The following is a 17,109-nucleotide window of genomic DNA, read 5'->3' as shown; positions in this document are numbered from 1 at the left end:
AAATGACCACGAACGCTACACACGCTTCTCCGCTCGCACCCGAATGGTTGGCTGTTCCCGAAGACCTCAATGCCTTGCAGGCACCCATGTGGGCGGCCGGCGTTGAGAAGAACGACGCCGGTGAGGTCACCATTGACGGCGTGTCCGTCAGCGAGCTCAAGGAACAGTACGGAACTCCACTGTTCGTCATGAGTGAATCGGATTTCCGTTCCCGCGCACGGGCGTTCAAAGACGCCTTTGATTCCGCCTTCGACGATATTTGTGGGGGAGTGGACGTCTACTACGCCGGGAAGTCGTTCCTGTGCACTGCAGTAGCCAGTTGGGTTTCCGAGGAAGGCCTCCGCTTGGACACTTGTTCGGGCGGCGAGCTGGCTGTTGCCGCCCGTGCAGGAATTGAAGGGCCAAATCTCGGTCTGCACGGCAACAACAAGTCCGATGCCGAGATCAAGCGCGCGTTGGACATGAAGGTCGGCCGAATCGTGGTGGACAGCCTCGATGAACTGGAGCGGGTAGCCAAGATTGCCTCCAGCCGCGGCGGAACTGCCAAGGTCATGCTCCGGCTGACCCCCGGCGTGCACGCCCACACCCATGAGTTCATTGCCACGGCACACGAGGACCAAAAGTTTGGCCTCTCCATGGCCGGGGACACAACCGATGAAGCAGGCCTGTCCGCAGCCGAGGAAGCGGTGGCTGCGGCAACCACCTACGCCAGCATCGAGCTCTTGGGACTGCACTGCCATATCGGCTCACAGATCTTTGAGCCCGACGGCTTTGCTCTTGCAGCGGAGAAGCTACTGGGCTTCCTGGCAGCCATGCAGGCCAAGTACTCCATCGTCATGCCCGAACTGGACTTGGGCGGCGGCTACGGAATCGCTTACACCCCGGTGGATACACCCCGGCCCCCGGCCGAAATCGCGCAGGCGATGGCCGCCGTCGTGCGTTCCAAGTGCGCTGAACTGGACATCACTCCACCGCGCATCTCGATTGAACCCGGACGTGCCATCGTGGGCAGCACCACGTTCACGCTTTATGAAGTTGGCACACTCAAAACCGTCCGTGTCGATGCCAACGAGGGCGAAGAAGGGGAGAACAACGTTACGTATCCGCGCCGCTATGTGTCGGTGGACGGCGGGATGAGCGACAACGCGCGCCCGGTGCTTTACGACGCGGATTATTCGGCAGTTTTGGCCTCCCGGGACTCGTCAGCGGCTCCGCAGCTGTCCCGAGTAGTGGGCAAACATTGCGAGAGTGGCGACATAGTTGTTAGAGATGTATATCTGCCCGCGGACGTGGCAGCCGGTGATTTGCTCGCAGTACCGGGTACCGGCGCCTACTGCTGGGCCCTCTCCAGCAATTACAACTACCTGGCCCGGCCTGGCGTTGTCGCTGTACGCGACGGAGCCGCCCGGCTGATTGTCCGCGGGGAAACCGAAGAAGATCTCTTGAACCGCGACATGGGAGTGGCGAATGTCTGAAGTGCAAACCTTGAAGGTGGCCCTGCTGGGCTGTGGCAACGTTGGGGCCCAGGTTGCGCGGATTCTCATTGACGACGCCGAGGCCCTCGCAGCACGCAGCGGAGCCCGCTTGGAACTTTCCGGCATCGCCGTGCGCAATATCGATTCCCCGCGCGACGTCGAACTGCCGCGCGAACTTTTCACCACGGATGCCGATACCTTGGTCAAGGACGCAGACCTCGTCATTGAACTCATGGGCGGCATCGAGCCTGCCCGTTCGCTGATCCTGACGGCCATCCAGAACGGCGCATGCGTTGTCACCGGCAACAAGGCACTGCTCGCACAGGACGGCCCCACACTCTACGAAGAGGCAGACAAGGCCGGCGTCCAGCTGTCCTACGAGGCCGCCGTCGCCGGTGCGATCCCTATCCTGCGCCCTATCCGCGACAGCCTGTCCGGCGACCGCATCACCCGGGTCCTGGGCATCGTCAACGGCACCACCAACTTCATCCTTGACCAGATGGACACCACAGGTGCGCAGTTCTCCGACGCCCTCGCCGAAGCCCAGCGCCTTGGATATGCCGAAGCCGACCCCACAGCCGACGTCGAAGGCCACGACGCTGCAGCGAAGGCAGCGATCCTTGCATCCCTGTCCTTCCACACGCGCTTCTCGCTGGATGATGTCTATTGCGAAGGCATCACCAAGGTCAGCGCTGCGGACATCGCCTCCGCCAAGGAAGCCGGCTTTGTCATCAAGCTGCTCGCGATCGCCGAGAAGATCGACGCCTCGGACAACGGCAGCGGCATTTCCGTGCGCGTCCACCCCACACTCCTGCCGCGCGAACACCCGCTGGCTGCTGTCCGTGGTGCCTTCAACGCTGTCTTCATTGAAGCGGAAAACGCCGGCGAACTGATGTTCTATGGCCAGGGTGCAGGTGGAACGCCCACCGCATCCGCCGTGCTGGGTGACCTTGTCTCTGCCGCACGGCGCTTGGTCCTGGGCGGCCCCGGCCGGACGGAGACCACCACGGGCCACGTTCCGGCGCTGGCCATCGATGCGTCCACCACCAGCTACTACATCGGCCTGGACGTCGCTGACCAAGCCGGCGTGCTGGCCCGGATCGCGCACATCTTTGCGGAGAACGGCGTTTCCATCGAAATCATGCGTCAGACGATCCACCGCGACTCCGCCTCGAACGTTGAGTCGGCCGAGCTGAAAATCGTGACGCACCGTGCGTCCGAAGCCGCACTCGCGGCAACCGTCGAGGCCGTGAAGGGCCTGGACGTCATCAATTCCGTAACATCCGTACTCCGGGTAGAAGGGGTCTAAGTGGCTCACCAATGGCGCGGAGTAATCCGCGAATACGCTGATCGTTTGCCTGTAACGGAAGCCACCAAGGTCATCACCCTGGGCGAGGGCGGCACGCCTCTGGTCCACGCGCAGAAGCTTTCAGAGCTGACCGGCTCCGAGGTTTACCTGAAGGTCGAAGGTATGAACCCCACGGGTTCGTTCAAAGACCGTGGCATGACGATGGCCATGACAGCTGCTGTCGAGGCCGGTGCCAAAGCTGTCGTCTGCGCCTCCACCGGCAACACCTCCGCCTCAGCTGCTGCCTACGCCACAGCCGCAGGCCTCAAGTGTGCGGTGCTGGTACCCGAAGGCAAGATCTCCATGGGCAAGCTGAGCCAGGCTATCGCCCACGGTGCCACCCTGCTCCAGGTAGACGGTAACTTCGACAACTGCCTGGACATCGCTCGAAAGCTCGGGGAAGCCTACCCGGTGTTCCTGGTGAACTCAGTCAACCCGGCTCGCATCCAGGGCCAGAAGACCGGCGCCTTCGAAGTTGTGGACACACTGGGCGATGCCCCCGACATCCACGTACTGCCAGTGGGCAACGCGGGCAACATCAGCGCCTACTGGAAGGGTTACAAGGAGTATTCCGCGCCGTTCGAGACGGCCAACGGAACACTCCCGGCTGTTTCCACCAAGACACCCGTCATGTGGGGCTTCCAAGCTGCAGGTGCCGCGCCGTTCGTTGCAGGGCACCCCATTACCGAGCCCGACACGATCGCCACTGCCATCCGCATCGGTAACCCGGCCTCATGGGAGACCGCAGTTGCGGCCCGTGACGAATCAGGCGGATTGATTGAGGCTGTCACCGACGACGAGATCCTTGCTGCCCACCGCTGGCTTTCTTCCAAGGAAGGCGTCTTCGTTGAACCTGGTTCCGCTGCCGGTGTCGCAGGCTTGATCAAGAAGCACGCCGCAGGCGAGGTTCCGTCCGGCAAAACCATCGTCATCACGGTCACCGGTCATGGTCTCAAGGACCCGCAGTGGGCGCTCCGCACTGAGGACGGCAGCGATGTCCAGCCAGTCAAGGTGCCAAACGACGTCGTCACCGTTGCCGCAGAACTGGGACTGGAAGAAAACTAAGAGTGGAATCAACGCAGCCCACCGCGACCGATCGTGCACTTGTCGCGGCAGGTCAGCGGCTGACCGTCAAGGTCCCTGGTACGAGTGCCAACCTGGGGCCCGGTTACGACAGCCTCGGCTTGGCCCTGTCGATTTACGACACCTTGACGGTGGAAACCCTCAGCACCGGGGAGCTCGAGTTCGAGCTCTCCGGTGAGGGTGCTGACTCCCTTCCACGTGACGCCAGCCATCTGGTGATTCGGGCCATTGACCTTGCGTTGAATCGGCTTGGATTCCAGCACTCCGGCCTGAAAATCACCGCGGACAACGTCAACCCGCACGGCAGGGGCCTGGGATCATCAGCATCGGCTGTGGTTGCAGCCGTAACTGCCGCCAACGCGCTTGTCCCCTCCGAATTCCGGCAAGACCGCGATTGGATCCTGCAGTTGACCAGCGAGATGGAAGGCCACCCGGACAACGTCGCACCCGCCATTTTCGGCGGACTGGCGCTGTCGTGGCAGGACAGCGAGCAGTACAGCACCACACGCGCTGACGTCGCGCGGTCGGTTATTCCCGTCGTGGCAGTCCCGGACTACGAACTGTCCACGGAGACTGCACGCGGATTGCTCCCGGCATCCGTTGGACATCATGCGGCAGCAATGAATTCCGGACGTGCAGCCTTGTTGATTCACGCGCTCACTGCTGATCCCACGTTGTTGTTGCCCGGCACGGAGGATTATCTACACCAGAGCTATCGCGCCCAAGCCATGCGTCCCAGTGCCGACCTCATCGCGTCGCTTCGGTCTGCCGGCCATGCAGCGGTTGTCTCCGGTGCAGGTCCCACAGTGATGGTGTTGGCCAACGGTGCTGAGGAAGCTGCCGCTACCGTCGAATTCATCGGTAGGTTCACGGCGGACAACACACCCGACATCGGTTGGCGTGTGATGACGCTGGCTGTAGACGATCAAGGTGCTAGAGTGGAAGTGCACCGCCGGTAAAGCTGCGGGCAGTTCCCTGATTTTGGATCTCGGTGTTTTGCCGTACCTTTCGTCAACTGTGCCAACGTTGGTGGTGTCGTCTCTTTCGGCCTGTCTCAGGTGCCGCAGAAATCTCTCTGTTTCCTGAACACTACGCCGGCTGTCCGGGCAACTGGATCCAGTGATGACGATCAGTATCCGGCCCTGTTGGCCACAATCCATCAGGCACGGCCCAAATCACCGGCTGCAGATCTGAACTGCAGCCCAGAACAAATCATCGCGTCCAGCTCTCGCTCTGGACGCCGTCGAGGGGGAAGGATCCTTCGTGACAGAAACCACTGAGCTGGATTCAGCTGTGGACACAACATCTTCTGCTGCTGATTCGTCAACTGCAGCAACCACCAAGAGCAGCGGTCTGGCAGGCCTTAAGCTCGCTCAGCTTCAGGCTCTTGCGAGCCAGCTGGGCATTTCCGGGGGGTCCCGTATGCGCAAGGGGGATTTGGTCACGGCCATCTCCGCCCACCGTGCCGGCACCTCCACCGCCAAGGCACCCGCCAAAGCCAGTACGGCGAAGGCAACTGCGGCCAAGGAAGCCCGGGCCGCAGAGCCTAAGGCCGCTCCTGAAAGCAGTGCACCTGCTGACGTAGCTGCCGAGGCCCCCGCCCAGGAAGCACCCCGCGGCCGTGGTCGTGGTCGTAGCCGTCGGGCCACCAGCGATGGAGTAGTAGCGGCCGCTGAAGCCGCTGCTGCGCCGGCCGAGACCGCAGCCGAACCAATTGTTGAAGCCCCGGCTGTCGTCGAGACCGGCGAGGCCACCACTGAGCGTCGCCAGCCTCGTACTCGTAACCGTCGCCGCGGCGAAGCAGCAGCGGCACCTGCCGAAGCAGCAGAGGCACCAGCAGCAGAGCAGCGTACGGAACAGCGTGAGCAGGGTGCTGACCGTACGGAACAGCGTGAACAGCGTGCTGGCCGCACGGAACAGCGTGAGCAGCGTGCTGACCGCACGGAACAGCGCGAACAGTCCGACTCGGGCGACCAGCAGCGCGAACGTCGCGACAACACCCGCGGACGCCGTGAAGACAACAACGACGGCGACGACACCGGCAACCGCCGGAACCGCCGCAACCGTCGTGACCGCAATGAGCAGAACGACCGAAGCGACCGCCGTGGTGGTCAGGACAGCCGTGATGGAAACACCCGCAGCGACCGCTTCCGCGACCGCAACGAGCGTCGCCGTGGCCGCGCTCAGGGACCGGACGTTGACGACGTCGAGGTCACCGAGGACGACGTCCTTCTGCCCGTAGCCGGCATCCTGGACGTCCTGGAGAACTACGCGTTCATCCGGACCTCCGGATACCTCCCCGGTGCCAACGACGTCTACGTTTCCCTGGCGCAGGTCAAGAAGTACAACCTCCGCAAGGGCGATGCCGTGGTCGGCGCCATCCGTGCACCGAGGGACGGTGAAGACCGCAGCCAGCAGTCTGCCCGCCAGAAGTTCAACGCACTCGTCCGCGTCACCTCTGTCAACGGCAAGACTCCTGAAGAACTCAAGGATCGCGTCGAGTTCGCCAAGCTCGTACCGCTGTACCCATCCGAACGCCTGCGCCTCGAGACGGATCCCAAGAAGATCGGTCCGCGTGTCATTGACCTCGTGGCCCCGATCGGCAAGGGCCAGCGTGGCCTGATCGTCTCCCCGCCGAAGGCCGGCAAGACGCTCATCCTGCAGTCCATCGCGAACGCAATCACCACCAACAACCCTGAGGTTCACCTCATGATGGTGTTGGTTGATGAACGTCCCGAAGAAGTCACGGACATGCAGCGCACCGTCAAGGGTGAGGTCATCGCCTCCACCTTCGACCGTCCCGCAGACGACCACACCACCGTTGCCGAGCTCTCCATTGAACGCGCCAAGCGCCTCGTGGAAATGGGCATGGACGTGGTGGTCCTCCTGGACTCCATGACACGTCTGGGCCGCGCCTACAACCTGGCAGCACCGGCCTCAGGCCGCATCCTGTCCGGTGGTGTGGACTCCGCAGCGCTGTACCCGCCCAAGCGCTTCTTCGGTGCAGCCCGCAACATCGAAAACGGTGGCTCACTTACCATCCTTGCTACCGCGCTCGTCGAGACCGGCTCCAAGATGGACGAAGTCATCTTCGAAGAGTTCAAGGGCACCGGCAACATGGAGCTTCGCCTGTCCCGCCAGTTGGCAGACAAGCGCATCTTCCCGGCCGTGGACGTCAACGCGTCCGGTACCCGTCGCGAAGAGAACCTCCTCTCGCCTGAAGAAGTCAAGATCATGTGGAAGCTGCGCCGCGTCCTTTCCGGGCTGGAGCAGCAGCAGAGCCTTGAGCTGCTGACCAACAAGATCCGGGAGACGCAGAGCAACGTCGAGTTCCTCATGCAGGTTCAGAAGACGACGCTCGGAGCGAAGTCGGACAACGACAAATAGCTGCTTTACTGAGCCGCTGATTCTGCTGCCCCCGCCCCTACGCGTGGTGGCCAGGTCCTTACGGACTTGGCCACCACGCTCCGGCAGGCCCGAAGCCACTCCCGGGGCAGCAGAACCAGCGGCTCGTTCCGTTTTCGGCTCGCCTGTCGCGGGCCGGCAAAATTACTCGACGGCGGTCAGGTCACCTTGGGCGTTGCCGTCACCTTCGCTGGCCGGCTTATTTGAGCGGTTGGTCGTTAAGACACCAATCGTCGCAACTAGACTTGTCTGCGAGTCGAAAGAGGTTTGAAAATGTTTGAGTCCGTACAGGGATTGCTGGATGAGCATGCTGCTATTCAGGCGCAGTTGAGTGATCCTGCCGTTTATGCCGATCAGTCCGCTGCCAGGAAGTTGGGGCGTCGGTCTGCTCAGCTTCAGGGCATTGTGGAGGCGTACAACAAATGGCGCGGGCTCAATGATGACTTGGAAGCTGCCAAAGAGATGGCAGACGAGGATCCGGAATTCGCTGCAGAAGTTGTGCAGTTGGAGGAGCAGATTCCGGCGGCACAGGAGCGGCTCCGCCGTCTGCTGATCCCTCGTGATCCGGACGATGCCCGCAACGTGATCCTTGAAGTCAAGGGCGGCGAAGGTGGCGACGAAGCTGCACTGTTCGCTGGCGACCTTCTGCGGATGTACATGCGCTACGCCGAGTCGCGGGGCTGGAAGACTGAAATGATCTCCGCCACCGAATCCGATCTTGGTGGCTACAAAGACGTTGCCGTGGCCATTAAGGGCAACTCGAACGATCCTGCACAGGGAGTCTTCGCCCGGTTGAAATTTGAAGGCGGCGTGCACCGCGTCCAGCGGGTTCCCGTCACTGAGTCGCAGGGCCGCATCCACACGTCGGCCGCCGGTGTGCTGGTGCTCCCTGAAGTTGATGAGCCCGAAGAACTTGAGATTAGCCAGAACGACCTCAAGATCGATGTTTACCGTTCATCCGGTCCGGGTGGACAGTCCGTGAACACCACTGACTCGGCCGTCCGCATTACCCACTTGCCTACGGGCATTGTTGTGGCCATGCAGAACGAAAAGTCGCAGCTGCAGAACCGTGAAGCCGGTATGCGGGTTCTCCGTGCGCGTCTTCTGGCCCACCAGCAGGAACAGATTGACGCCGCCAACTCCGAACAGCGCAAGTCGCAGATTCGCACCATGGACCGTTCGGAGCGCATCCGCACCTACAACTTCCCGGAAAACCGTATTGCGGACCATCGTACCGGCTACAAGGCGTACAACCTTGACGCGGTGATGAACGGCGATCTTGAGCCAGTAATCCAGTCGGCCATTGAAGCTGACGAGCAGGCGCGCCTGGACGCCATCGGCGAATAGCGCGGCCGGACTACAACCACAGCAGAGTTCATCCATGACGTTTCACCAAGGCCAGAGCCTCGCGGACGCTGTTTGCGAGGCTACTGCCGTCTTATCCGGCGCCGGTGTGCCCAGCCCGCGTGTTGACGCCGAATTACTTGCCGAACACCTGCTAGGTGTTGGCCTTGGCCGCCTACGTGCCATGTTGCTCGGCGACACTCCCGCTCCGGAAGGCTACCGGGAACTGGTGGAGGAACGCGCTGCTCGCGTCCCCCTTCAGCACATCACCGGCGTCGCATATTTCCGACACCTGGCGTTACAGGTGGGTCCGGGCGTCTTCATTCCGCGTCCTGAAACGGAGTCGGTGGTGCAGCTGGTCATTGATCACATCGCTGAAATGCCGAAACCCAAGGTGGTGGACCTTGGCACCGGATCCGGTGCAATCGCCGGTTCCATCGCGTATGAGGTTCCGGGCGCTGAGGTCCATGCTGTGGAATACAGTAAGTTCGCGCATGCCTGGGCCACCAGGAACCTTGCGCCCTTGGGCGTGATTCTCATTGAGGGCGATCTGCGGGATGCCCTCCCCGCGCACAACGGGACTTTCGACGTCGTCGTATCCAACCCGCCGTACGTCCCGGCCGAAGCTATCCCGACAGAGCCGGAAGTGGCCCTCCACGATCCGCCGGAGGCACTGTACGGTGGGGGAGCGGACGGCATGGAACTTCCGACGGCGGCAGCGGCCTCAGCGGCCCGCCTCCTTAAGCCGGGGGGGTACTTCGTGATGGAACATGCGGAAGTCCAAGCCGGTTGGATCGCCGGCATGCTGCAACGAACGGGACGTTGGAAAGACGTCACCACGCACTATGACCTGAACGGCAAGGAACGTGCCACCAGCGCTGTCCTGGCAAGCCCGACTCCTGATGAGTGAAAGAATAGCGATGTGACCACAACCTATAACTGCACTTCCGATGACCAGCGGACTGAGGGGCTTCAGCATGCTCAGCGCGCCATCAGCGAAAAGAAGTGCATCGTGCTGCCGACGGACACCGTCTACGGCATTGCCGCGGATGCCTTTTCGCCGTTGGCTGTGACCATGTTGCTGGCCTCCAAGGGGCGTAGCCGGCAGATGCCGCCTCCGGTCCTGATACCCCGGGTCAACGCCCTTGACGGGCTGGCTACTGATGTCCCGGCGGATGCCCGGGCGCTGGCACAGGCCTTCTGGCCTGGTGGCCTGACGCTGATCCTGCATGCGCAGCCGTCTTTGGACTGGGACCTCGGCGAAACCAAGGGCACCGTCGCCCTCAGGATGCCCGATGACCAGATAGCCTTGGAACTCCTGGGGCTCACAGGTCCGTTGGCGGTTTCCTCCGCCAACCGGACGGGCCAGGAAGCGGCACAGACGGCCTCGGAGGCACGACTCCAATTGGCAGAGTCCGTAGAGGTCTACCTTGAAGGCGGCTTCCGTCCCACCAAGGGGACTGCTGCCCTGCCCTCCACGATCGTTGATGCCACGTCAACCCCGTTCCGGGTAGTGCGCCAAGGAGCCATAGGGTTGGAGCGGCTCCGGGAGATCGTTCCCTCGATTCTGGGAATTGGTGAAACCACTCCTGCGGAGGCGCCTGACGCAGGAACTACTGTTGCCGACGACGCTGTTGCCGACGACGCTGTTGCCGACGACGCTGTTGCCGACGACGTGCGTGCCGTTGAGGCCGCCGTCGTGGATTCAACCCCGGAATCAGTGAAGCCAGAGGCCTCAAGCGAAGCCAAGCCCGAATGATCCCGGAGCGCCAACGCGTCCCCGTCCTTGACGTCGACGCCACTCCGATGCGCGTCGATGAGCTAATGCAAGCGATGGGCGGGCTTATCGCAGCCGGGACAACAGCCACAGTCCTTGGGCATAATCTTCACAGCATTACGTTGCTTCATTCTCGCCCGGACGTCCGTTCCGTGTACGACGACAGTTCGATCGTCCTACTGGACGGTGCTCCCGTTGCGATGCTTTGGGGACTCGCCCACAAGCATCAACTCCAGGCGCTGGGTGAGGGAACCATGGCCTACCGGCTCGGTTCCATGGACTGGATCCCGGAGCTGGGTAAGGTCAGCGGTCTGAAACGTGTCGCCGTAGTCGGTGCCGGACGGGTCGCCAATACCAAAGCAGTTGCCCGGCTGCGCTCCATCATTCCCGGTGCCACGGTGGATGGAATGCCTGGTGAGGGGTGGGACAGCGCCCTTGAGGACGCGGTTGTAAACTGGCTGACCGATTTCCGTCCGCAACTGGTCCTGCTCGGACTTGGGATGCCGTTGCAGGAAACAGTCCTTCATCGCGCGCTCCCGCAGTTGCCCTCTGCCCTTTATTGCGCCGTCGGCGGTGCCATTGAACAAGTCGCGGGCATCCAAAGACTGGCGCCACGCTGGCTTGGGCGCTTGGGGCTCGAATGGGCATGGCGGCTCGTCCTTCACCCAGGCCGCGTGGCCTACAGAGTTTTCGTTGAACCTTGGAAGCTGGCAGGCCTGCTGATTCGGCGCCGTTTCCAACCATCCAAGACCAAAGGCAAGTAAATGACGTCCCACCCTGTCGTGGTCGCTGTTGTAGTGACCTATAACCGGCGTGCACTCCTCCAGACGACTTTGGAGGGCATTGTTGCAGGTACCCGGGTACCGGACGCCGTGGTCATCGTTGACAACGCTTCGACGGACGGAACCGCAGAGTTCCTCCAGCAGTACCAAAGCCCGGTGACCACTGATGTGGTCACCTTGAACGTGAACGTTGGCGGTGCCGGTGGGTTCGTTGTCGGGATGGAACGGGCCGTACTGGATCACGGGGCTGACCACGTGTGGATCATGGACGACGATACGGAACCGCAGCCGAATGCCCTTCATGAAGCATTGGACGTCTCTGAGTCCTACCTGCAGGAAACGGGAGAGGCCCCGGCCTTCATCGCAAGCCGTGTTGTGTGGACTGACGGCCGCGACCACCCAATGAACCGTATGCGGCCGCGGATGGGAGCGAGCGAGGCCGAGCGCAGCGTTGCTGCCCGTCTGGGGGCTACCCAGATCCGGAGTGCTTCCTTCGTGTCGGTGCTGATACGTGCTGAAGAAATTAAACAGCATGGCCTGCCGATTGCCGACTACTTCATCTGGAATGATGACCTTGAATACACCGCGAGGATTTCCCGCCGCGGGATCGCACTGACTACCGACGCATCGGTGGCCAACCACCACACGAAGGTCTTTGGTGATGCTGGAGCGGATCCCGGCCCGCGCTTCTACTACGAAGTGCGGAACAAGCTCTGGGTTTATACCAGATCGAATGCCCTGGCGCCGTGGGAAAAGATCCTGTTTACCGGCGCTTCGCTGCGCAACTGGACCCGCACGATTGCCGCCTCTCCAAATCGCAAGGTGCTGTTCGCCGGGCTTTTGAAGGGCCTGCGGCACAGCCTGAAAGCTCCGCGCTCCAATGCCCAGGTGCTCGAAGGGATCTACGTATTGCGTAACGTCCAAGAGCCCGTCAGGTAGCATCTACGCCGCCAAGCCCCACCAAAACACGGTGGAGCTTGGCGGCTGCATCACAGGGTGGTCACGGCCATTGGCATTAGTATCGTGACTAGAGTCCACAGAAATCCCGCAACATTCGGCACAGCCGGTGCAGGCATGGCGACGGAGTAGTTCCATTTATCCAAAGACAGAATTCCACACCTTGAGCTGCCCACAACCAGACGGCATTCAAACCCGCCGGCTGCATTCGATGATCCGTTCTTCCCCTGTGGTGTGCAGGCTTCCGTTCGGGGCCGCGTCATGATTATGTACATGCTGATGGCCCTCACCGCTGCAGTTGTTTCGTATGCCGGGACGTGGGGTGCGCGGGTCGTGGGAAACAAGCTGCGCTTGTACCAACCCATCCGTAGCCGCGACATGCATTCAGCCCTGATCTCCAAACTCGGCGGCCTTGGCATCTTTGTGGGCTTCTTCGCTGCGTTGGTGGTTGCGAGCAATTCCTTCTTCGTCAAGGACATCTTCAGACACAACGATGCTCCCTGGGGAATTCTCGCTGGTGCCGTTGTGATCGTCGCGGTGGGAGTCGCCGACGACATCCTCGACATCCGCTGGTGGATCAAGCTCCTGGGCCAGGCAGCAGCAGCCTTCATCGTGGCTATCTGGGGTGTGCGGATGTCTGTGGTGCCCTTTATCCCGGAGCCGATCTTCCTTGAATCCGAAGCAGTCCAGATTGTGCTTACCGCCGGACTCATTGTCACCACCATGAATGCCGTCAACTTCATCGACGGACTGGACGGACTGGCAGCCGGAGTCGCCATCATTGGCGGGGGAGCGTTCTTCCTCACCGCCTATTGGGTTCACAGGAACAACCCATCCACTGACAACTCAGACCTCGCGACGCTCCTGATGGCCATCCTCGTGGGCAGCTGCATCGGATTCCTGCCACACAACTGGTTTCCGGCAAAGATCTTTATGGGCGACTCGGGAGCCATGCTTATTGGCTTGCTGATGGCTTCCGCCGGCGTTGTAGCCACGGGACAGATCAGCTCCGGTCTCTACGACCGCGCCAACGGTATCCCCACCATCGTTCCCATCTTGCTGCCCTTCGCGGTGTTGTCCCTTCCCCTCCTTGATTTGGGGATGGCCGTTGTCCGCAGGACAGCCAGGGGTCAATCGCCCTGGTCGGCTGACCGGGGGCACCTCCACCACAAGCTGGTGGACCTCGGATACTCGCACCGCAGCGCCGTCGTCATGCTTTATGTGTGGACCTGCATTCTTGCGTTCGGCGGCGTCGCCTTTGCCGTGTTCCCGTGGCAAATCGTGCTCATCGTGGTCATTGCCGCAGCGCTCGTCATGGCCGCCGTGACGGCATGGCCCTACTTCACCCGGAACTCGACGCGGCCGGGGGAGTAGATGTGACGGCCGGTTATGGTCACAGTTCTATCTCATGTAGAATTCTTTCTGCGGACAGTCACTCGCCCGTAACCCCACTTTGAGAATATGGCACCTGTGCCACGAGGATTGGTATCCCCATGACATCCAACGCCGAAACCGGACGCCCGTCCGGTAAACGTGGTGTTGGAGTTTCCGGTGAGACAACCAACCTCTGGCTCCGGCTGCTTTATTTCAGCGCCCTTGCTGCTCTGGCGGCCACTTCCGTCACCTGCGTCATTGCGACCGTCGTGGCTGGCGGGCAGAGCGCACTCTCGGCTGCACTCGGTGCCATGCTGGTTATGCTGTTCTTTGGCATCAGTCTCCTGATTGGCCATTTCGTAGGCCGGAACAATCCTTCCGGTGCAATCGGACTCTTTGTTGCGACTTACTTCATCAAAGTCATCGGATTCGCCGTAGTGCTGTTTGTACTTGATAAGCCGGACTGGCTCCAAGGCCGGTGGTTCCTCATTGGGGCGGTTGTTTCAGTCGTCTTCTGGCAGGCCGCGGAGATCTACGCGTTCAGCAAGGCCCGTCTCCAGATCTACAACGATCCCGCAGAACCGAAGGGTGGCCCGGATGTCTCCGCGTAAGCGTTATTCACGCCCGGCTGCCAATGCCCGGCAAACTGCCAACCACAATGAATCTGCCGAAGCCGGAAACGACGGCGGATACAACGCCGGCATCGCTGTCTTCAGCTATATCATTGGCGGGATCATTGTCTGGAGTTTGATAGGCTGGGGCCTGGATAATCTGTGGGGGACCCGCTGGATTGTGCTCCTTGGCGCTCTGCTGGGAGCCGCAGGAGGGTTCTATCTTTCCCATATGCACGGCCTCACCAGGCAAAGCTCCTCTTCTGGCGAGAGCAACGCAGACAGCGGTCCGTCCACGGACGGGGACAGTAATGCCAAATAATTTCACATGGATTACAGATGCGTCCAACGCGTCCGGATTCCAACCAATGCCCAATGATGGACACAGCAGAGAGGAAACGCGTTGATCGCGCTTGCGCTCCCCGCCCAGGATTCGGGGTCATTCACCCCACCCGGAATCGACGAAATGCACCTGCCGGCAATCCTGCCTTGGGGTGCGTACGATGGCTTCTCCAAGCAGATGTTGCTGGTGATCCTTTCGGTCGTCATTATCGCTACATTCTTCATCCTCGCTGCTCGTAAGCAGCAGCTGGTTCCCGGCAAGCTGCAGTTCGCAGGCGAAATGGCCTACGGCTTCGTCCGCAACAGCATCGCCAAGGACATCATCGGCGGCAAGGACTTCATGAAGTACGTCCCGCTGCTGTTCAGCTTGTTCTTCTTCATTCTGGTGAACAACATCTATGGTGCTATCCCGCTGATCCAGCTCCCGAGCTTCTCACATGTTGGCGGCGCCTATGTGCTGGCCGGCATCGTGTACTTCACCTGGATCATCATCGGCATCAAGAAGAACGGCCTGAAGTACTTCAAGCTCGCCACGGTTCCCTCCGGCGTGCCGTGGTACATCCTCCCGATCGTTGTTCCGATCGAGATCATCTCCAACTTCCTGGTCCGGCCCGTCACGCACAGCCTCCGTCTGTTCGCAACCATGCTGGCTGGCCACTTGATCGTGATGCTTGCCGGCTCCGGCATCGAGTACCTGGTAATGCAGGAGAACATCCTGCTCAAGGGAACCTCGGTCCTGGTCCTGGTAGGCGCCATCGCCATGTACATGCTCGAAGCTTTGATCATGGCCCTGCAGGCATACGTGTTCACTCTGTTGACCGCGATCTACATCGAAGGCGCCCTGCACGCCGACAGCCACTAGGCTCCCAAAACTTCCCCTGATGGGGATTGAAGTAAACCAAACAACCTGCCACATGGGTGGCATCTTGAAAGGAAAAAAATGGAAGGCAATCTCAACCTCGTAGGTTACGGTCTGTCCGCAATCGGCGGTGGTATCGGTGTGGGTCTCGTATTCGCGGCTTACATCAACGGTGTTGCTCGTCAGCCGGAAGCTCAGCGTGTGCTGCAGCCGATCGCGTTCCTTGGTCTGGCACTGACCGAAGCTCTCGCCATCCTCGGCCTCGTCTTCGCTTTCGTTCTCTAGTCTTCGGCTTCAGAACAAAGCGAATTCCGCAACCGAGTAGATAGGACGGGTGAAATATGAATCAGCTGATCATCTCAGCCGCCACTGAGGGCGAAGAGGTCAATCCGCTCCTTCCCAACCCCTGGGAAATGGGCGTTGTCCTCGCCGGCTTTGCGGTCCTCATGTACATCGTGGTCAAGTTTGTTGTCCCGATGTTCGAGAAGACCTTCGCAGAGCGCGCCGAAGCAATCGAAGGTGGCATTGCAAAGGCCGAACAGGCCCAGGCGGAAGCTTCTGCGGCGCTTGAAGAGTACAAGCAGCAGCTCACTGATGCCCGTGCCGAAGCCAACCGAATCCGCGAAGAGGCACGCGCCGAAGGCGCCCAGATCCTCGCGGACCTGAAGGCAAAGGCTGCAGCGGAGTCTGCACGCATCACCGAGCAGGCACACGCTGCCATCGAGTCGGAGCGCCAGGCAGCTGTTGTCTCGCTTCGTTCCGAGGTTGGCACCTTGGCCACCACACTGGCTGGCCGCATCGTTGGGGAAGCACTCACCGACGACCAGCGCGCCGCACGTGTTGTGGACCGTTTCCTTGCAGATCTGGAGACCCAGAGCGCAGGTGCAGCTAAGTAATGGCAGGTATATCGAGCGAATCGCTGACCACAGCGCTGGCGCAGCTGGAAGCCAAGCTTCCCTTCGCCTCGCTGCAGTTGGCTAAGGACCTCTTCGGAATCCTGGGAACGGTGGACAGCTCGGCTGGCTTGCGCCGCGCCCTGACTGACCCGTCCCGTTCCGGTGACGAGAAGTCGGCGCTGGTCAAGCAGCTGGTTGGCGGAAAAGTCTCCGCTGATGCTGCTGAAATTGCAGGCGGATTGGCCAGCTCACGCTGGGCATCGGCCCGTGATATCGGCGATGCACTCGAGACGCTTGCCGCCACGGTTGTCATTGCCGTAGCTGAAAACAAGTCGGCCGTTTCTGCCTCCGGTATCACGGGGCTGGAAGAGCTGGAAAACGATCTGTTTGCTTTCAACCAGGCCGTCGCCTCCAGCCACGAAGTACAACGTGCTCTGTCTGAACCGCAGGCATCTCCTGCGGCGAAGATTGCACTGGCCGAGAAACTTGTTCCTGGCAGCAGCGAGGAAGCAAAGGTTCTCATCCGCCAGGCAGTTACGCAGCCACGCGGTGTCAAGCCGAGCAAGCTCGTCGAGTCATTCGCCAAGCTTGCAGCCAAGCGCCAGCAGCGCTGGATTGCAACTGTCAGCGTTACCCGTCCGTTGACGGAAACGCAGGCCAGCCGCCTGCAGGCCGGGCTTGACGCCCTGTACGGCCGCGAACTGAAGGTCAACGTCAATGTTGACCCCGCACTGATCGGTGGTATTCGCGTCCAGGTGGGTGACGAAGTGCTTGATGCTTCGGTCATCGCCCGCCTGTCCGAGCTCCGCCGCCAGCTCGCTGGCTAGCGAAGACAAAGCACAACTTAACTGATATA

The 17,109-nt window shown here is 61.1% G+C and carries 17 protein-coding genes; all 17 read left to right on the top strand.

Annotation, left to right across the window (positions count from 1 at the left end; genetic code table 11):
- The first annotated feature begins 2 nt into the window (after positions 1–2).
- The 17 genes from lysA (at position 3) to RIF72_RS00480 (ending at position 17,080) form a co-directional block, all read left to right on the top strand.
- A complete protein-coding gene (gene lysA, locus RIF72_RS00560; protein WP_309072968.1) occupies positions 3–1,475 on the top strand; it encodes a diaminopimelate decarboxylase in 1,473 nt (490 codons plus the stop codon).
- Complete coding sequence (locus tag RIF72_RS00555; protein ID WP_309072967.1) at positions 1,468–2,784, top strand: homoserine dehydrogenase; 1,317 nt, start codon at positions 1,468–1,470, stop codon at positions 2,782–2,784. The genes lysA and RIF72_RS00555 overlap by 8 nt, the downstream gene beginning before the upstream one ends.
- A complete protein-coding gene (gene thrC / locus RIF72_RS00550; protein WP_309072966.1) occupies positions 2,785–3,888 on the top strand; it encodes a threonine synthase in 1,104 nt (367 codons plus the stop codon).
- A gap of 2 nt (positions 3,889–3,890) precedes the next feature.
- Complete coding sequence (gene thrB / locus RIF72_RS00545; protein ID WP_309072965.1) at positions 3,891–4,865, top strand: homoserine kinase; 975 nt, start codon at positions 3,891–3,893, stop codon at positions 4,863–4,865.
- 304 nt (positions 4,866–5,169) lie between these two features.
- Positions 5,170–7,293 carry a transcription termination factor Rho gene (gene rho, locus RIF72_RS00540; protein WP_309072964.1) on the top strand — a complete coding sequence of 708 codons (2,124 nt, stop codon included), beginning with the start codon at positions 5,170–5,172 and terminating at the stop codon, positions 7,291–7,293.
- Between the two features lie 291 nt (positions 7,294–7,584).
- The gene (prfA, locus tag RIF72_RS00535) at positions 7,585–8,658 is read left to right on the top strand and encodes a peptide chain release factor 1 (RefSeq protein WP_309072963.1); all 1,074 of its coding nucleotides are present in this window, start codon (positions 7,585–7,587) and stop codon (positions 8,656–8,658) included.
- Between the two features lie 34 nt (positions 8,659–8,692).
- On the top strand, positions 8,693–9,565 hold the full coding sequence (prmC, locus tag RIF72_RS00530) for a peptide chain release factor N(5)-glutamine methyltransferase (protein WP_309072962.1): 873 nt from the start codon (positions 8,693–8,695) through the stop codon (positions 9,563–9,565).
- A gap of 12 nt (positions 9,566–9,577) precedes the next feature.
- A complete protein-coding gene (locus RIF72_RS00525; protein WP_309072961.1) occupies positions 9,578–10,414 on the top strand; it encodes an L-threonylcarbamoyladenylate synthase in 837 nt (278 codons plus the stop codon).
- Positions 10,411–11,196: a WecB/TagA/CpsF family glycosyltransferase gene (locus RIF72_RS00520; protein WP_309072960.1), complete on the top strand. Its 786-nt coding sequence runs from the start codon at positions 10,411–10,413 to the stop codon at positions 11,194–11,196. Before RIF72_RS00525 ends, RIF72_RS00520 begins: the two co-directional genes overlap by 4 nt.
- Positions 11,197–12,153: a glycosyltransferase gene (locus RIF72_RS00515; protein WP_309072959.1), complete on the top strand. Its 957-nt coding sequence runs from the start codon at positions 11,197–11,199 to the stop codon at positions 12,151–12,153.
- Positions 12,154–12,432: 279 nt separating this feature from the next.
- Positions 12,433–13,545 carry an MraY family glycosyltransferase gene (locus tag RIF72_RS00510; RefSeq protein WP_309072958.1) on the top strand — a complete coding sequence of 371 codons (1,113 nt, stop codon included), beginning with the start codon at positions 12,433–12,435 and terminating at the stop codon, positions 13,543–13,545.
- A gap of 119 nt (positions 13,546–13,664) precedes the next feature.
- Complete coding sequence (locus RIF72_RS00505) at positions 13,665–14,156, top strand: hypothetical protein (RefSeq protein WP_309072957.1); 492 nt, start codon at positions 13,665–13,667, stop codon at positions 14,154–14,156.
- Entirely contained in the window at positions 14,143–14,478 is a 336-nt protein-coding gene (locus RIF72_RS00500) for a hypothetical protein (protein ID WP_309072956.1), read from the top strand. The genes RIF72_RS00505 and RIF72_RS00500 overlap by 14 nt, the downstream gene beginning before the upstream one ends.
- An 81-nt stretch (positions 14,479–14,559) precedes the next feature.
- Entirely contained in the window at positions 14,560–15,360 is an 801-nt protein-coding gene (gene atpB / locus RIF72_RS00495) for a F0F1 ATP synthase subunit A (RefSeq protein ID WP_309072955.1), read from the top strand.
- 78 nt (positions 15,361–15,438) lie between these two features.
- Positions 15,439–15,642: an ATP synthase F0 subunit C gene (gene atpE, locus RIF72_RS00490; RefSeq protein ID WP_009356484.1), complete on the top strand. Its 204-nt coding sequence runs from the start codon at positions 15,439–15,441 to the stop codon at positions 15,640–15,642.
- 56 nt (positions 15,643–15,698) lie between these two features.
- Positions 15,699–16,253, top strand: coding sequence for a F0F1 ATP synthase subunit B (locus RIF72_RS00485; RefSeq protein WP_309072954.1), 555 nt, complete (start codon positions 15,699–15,701; stop codon positions 16,251–16,253).
- Complete coding sequence (locus RIF72_RS00480) at positions 16,253–17,080, top strand: F0F1 ATP synthase subunit delta (protein WP_017199731.1); 828 nt, start codon at positions 16,253–16,255, stop codon at positions 17,078–17,080. The genes RIF72_RS00485 and RIF72_RS00480 overlap by 1 nt, the downstream gene beginning before the upstream one ends.
- Positions 17,081–17,109 lie beyond the last annotated feature (29 nt).

This window comes from Paenarthrobacter sp., from assembly GCF_031180005.1.
Taxonomy (GTDB): domain Bacteria; phylum Actinomycetota; class Actinomycetes; order Actinomycetales; family Micrococcaceae; genus Arthrobacter.
This window is presented reverse-complemented; position numbering and strand designations above follow the sequence as displayed.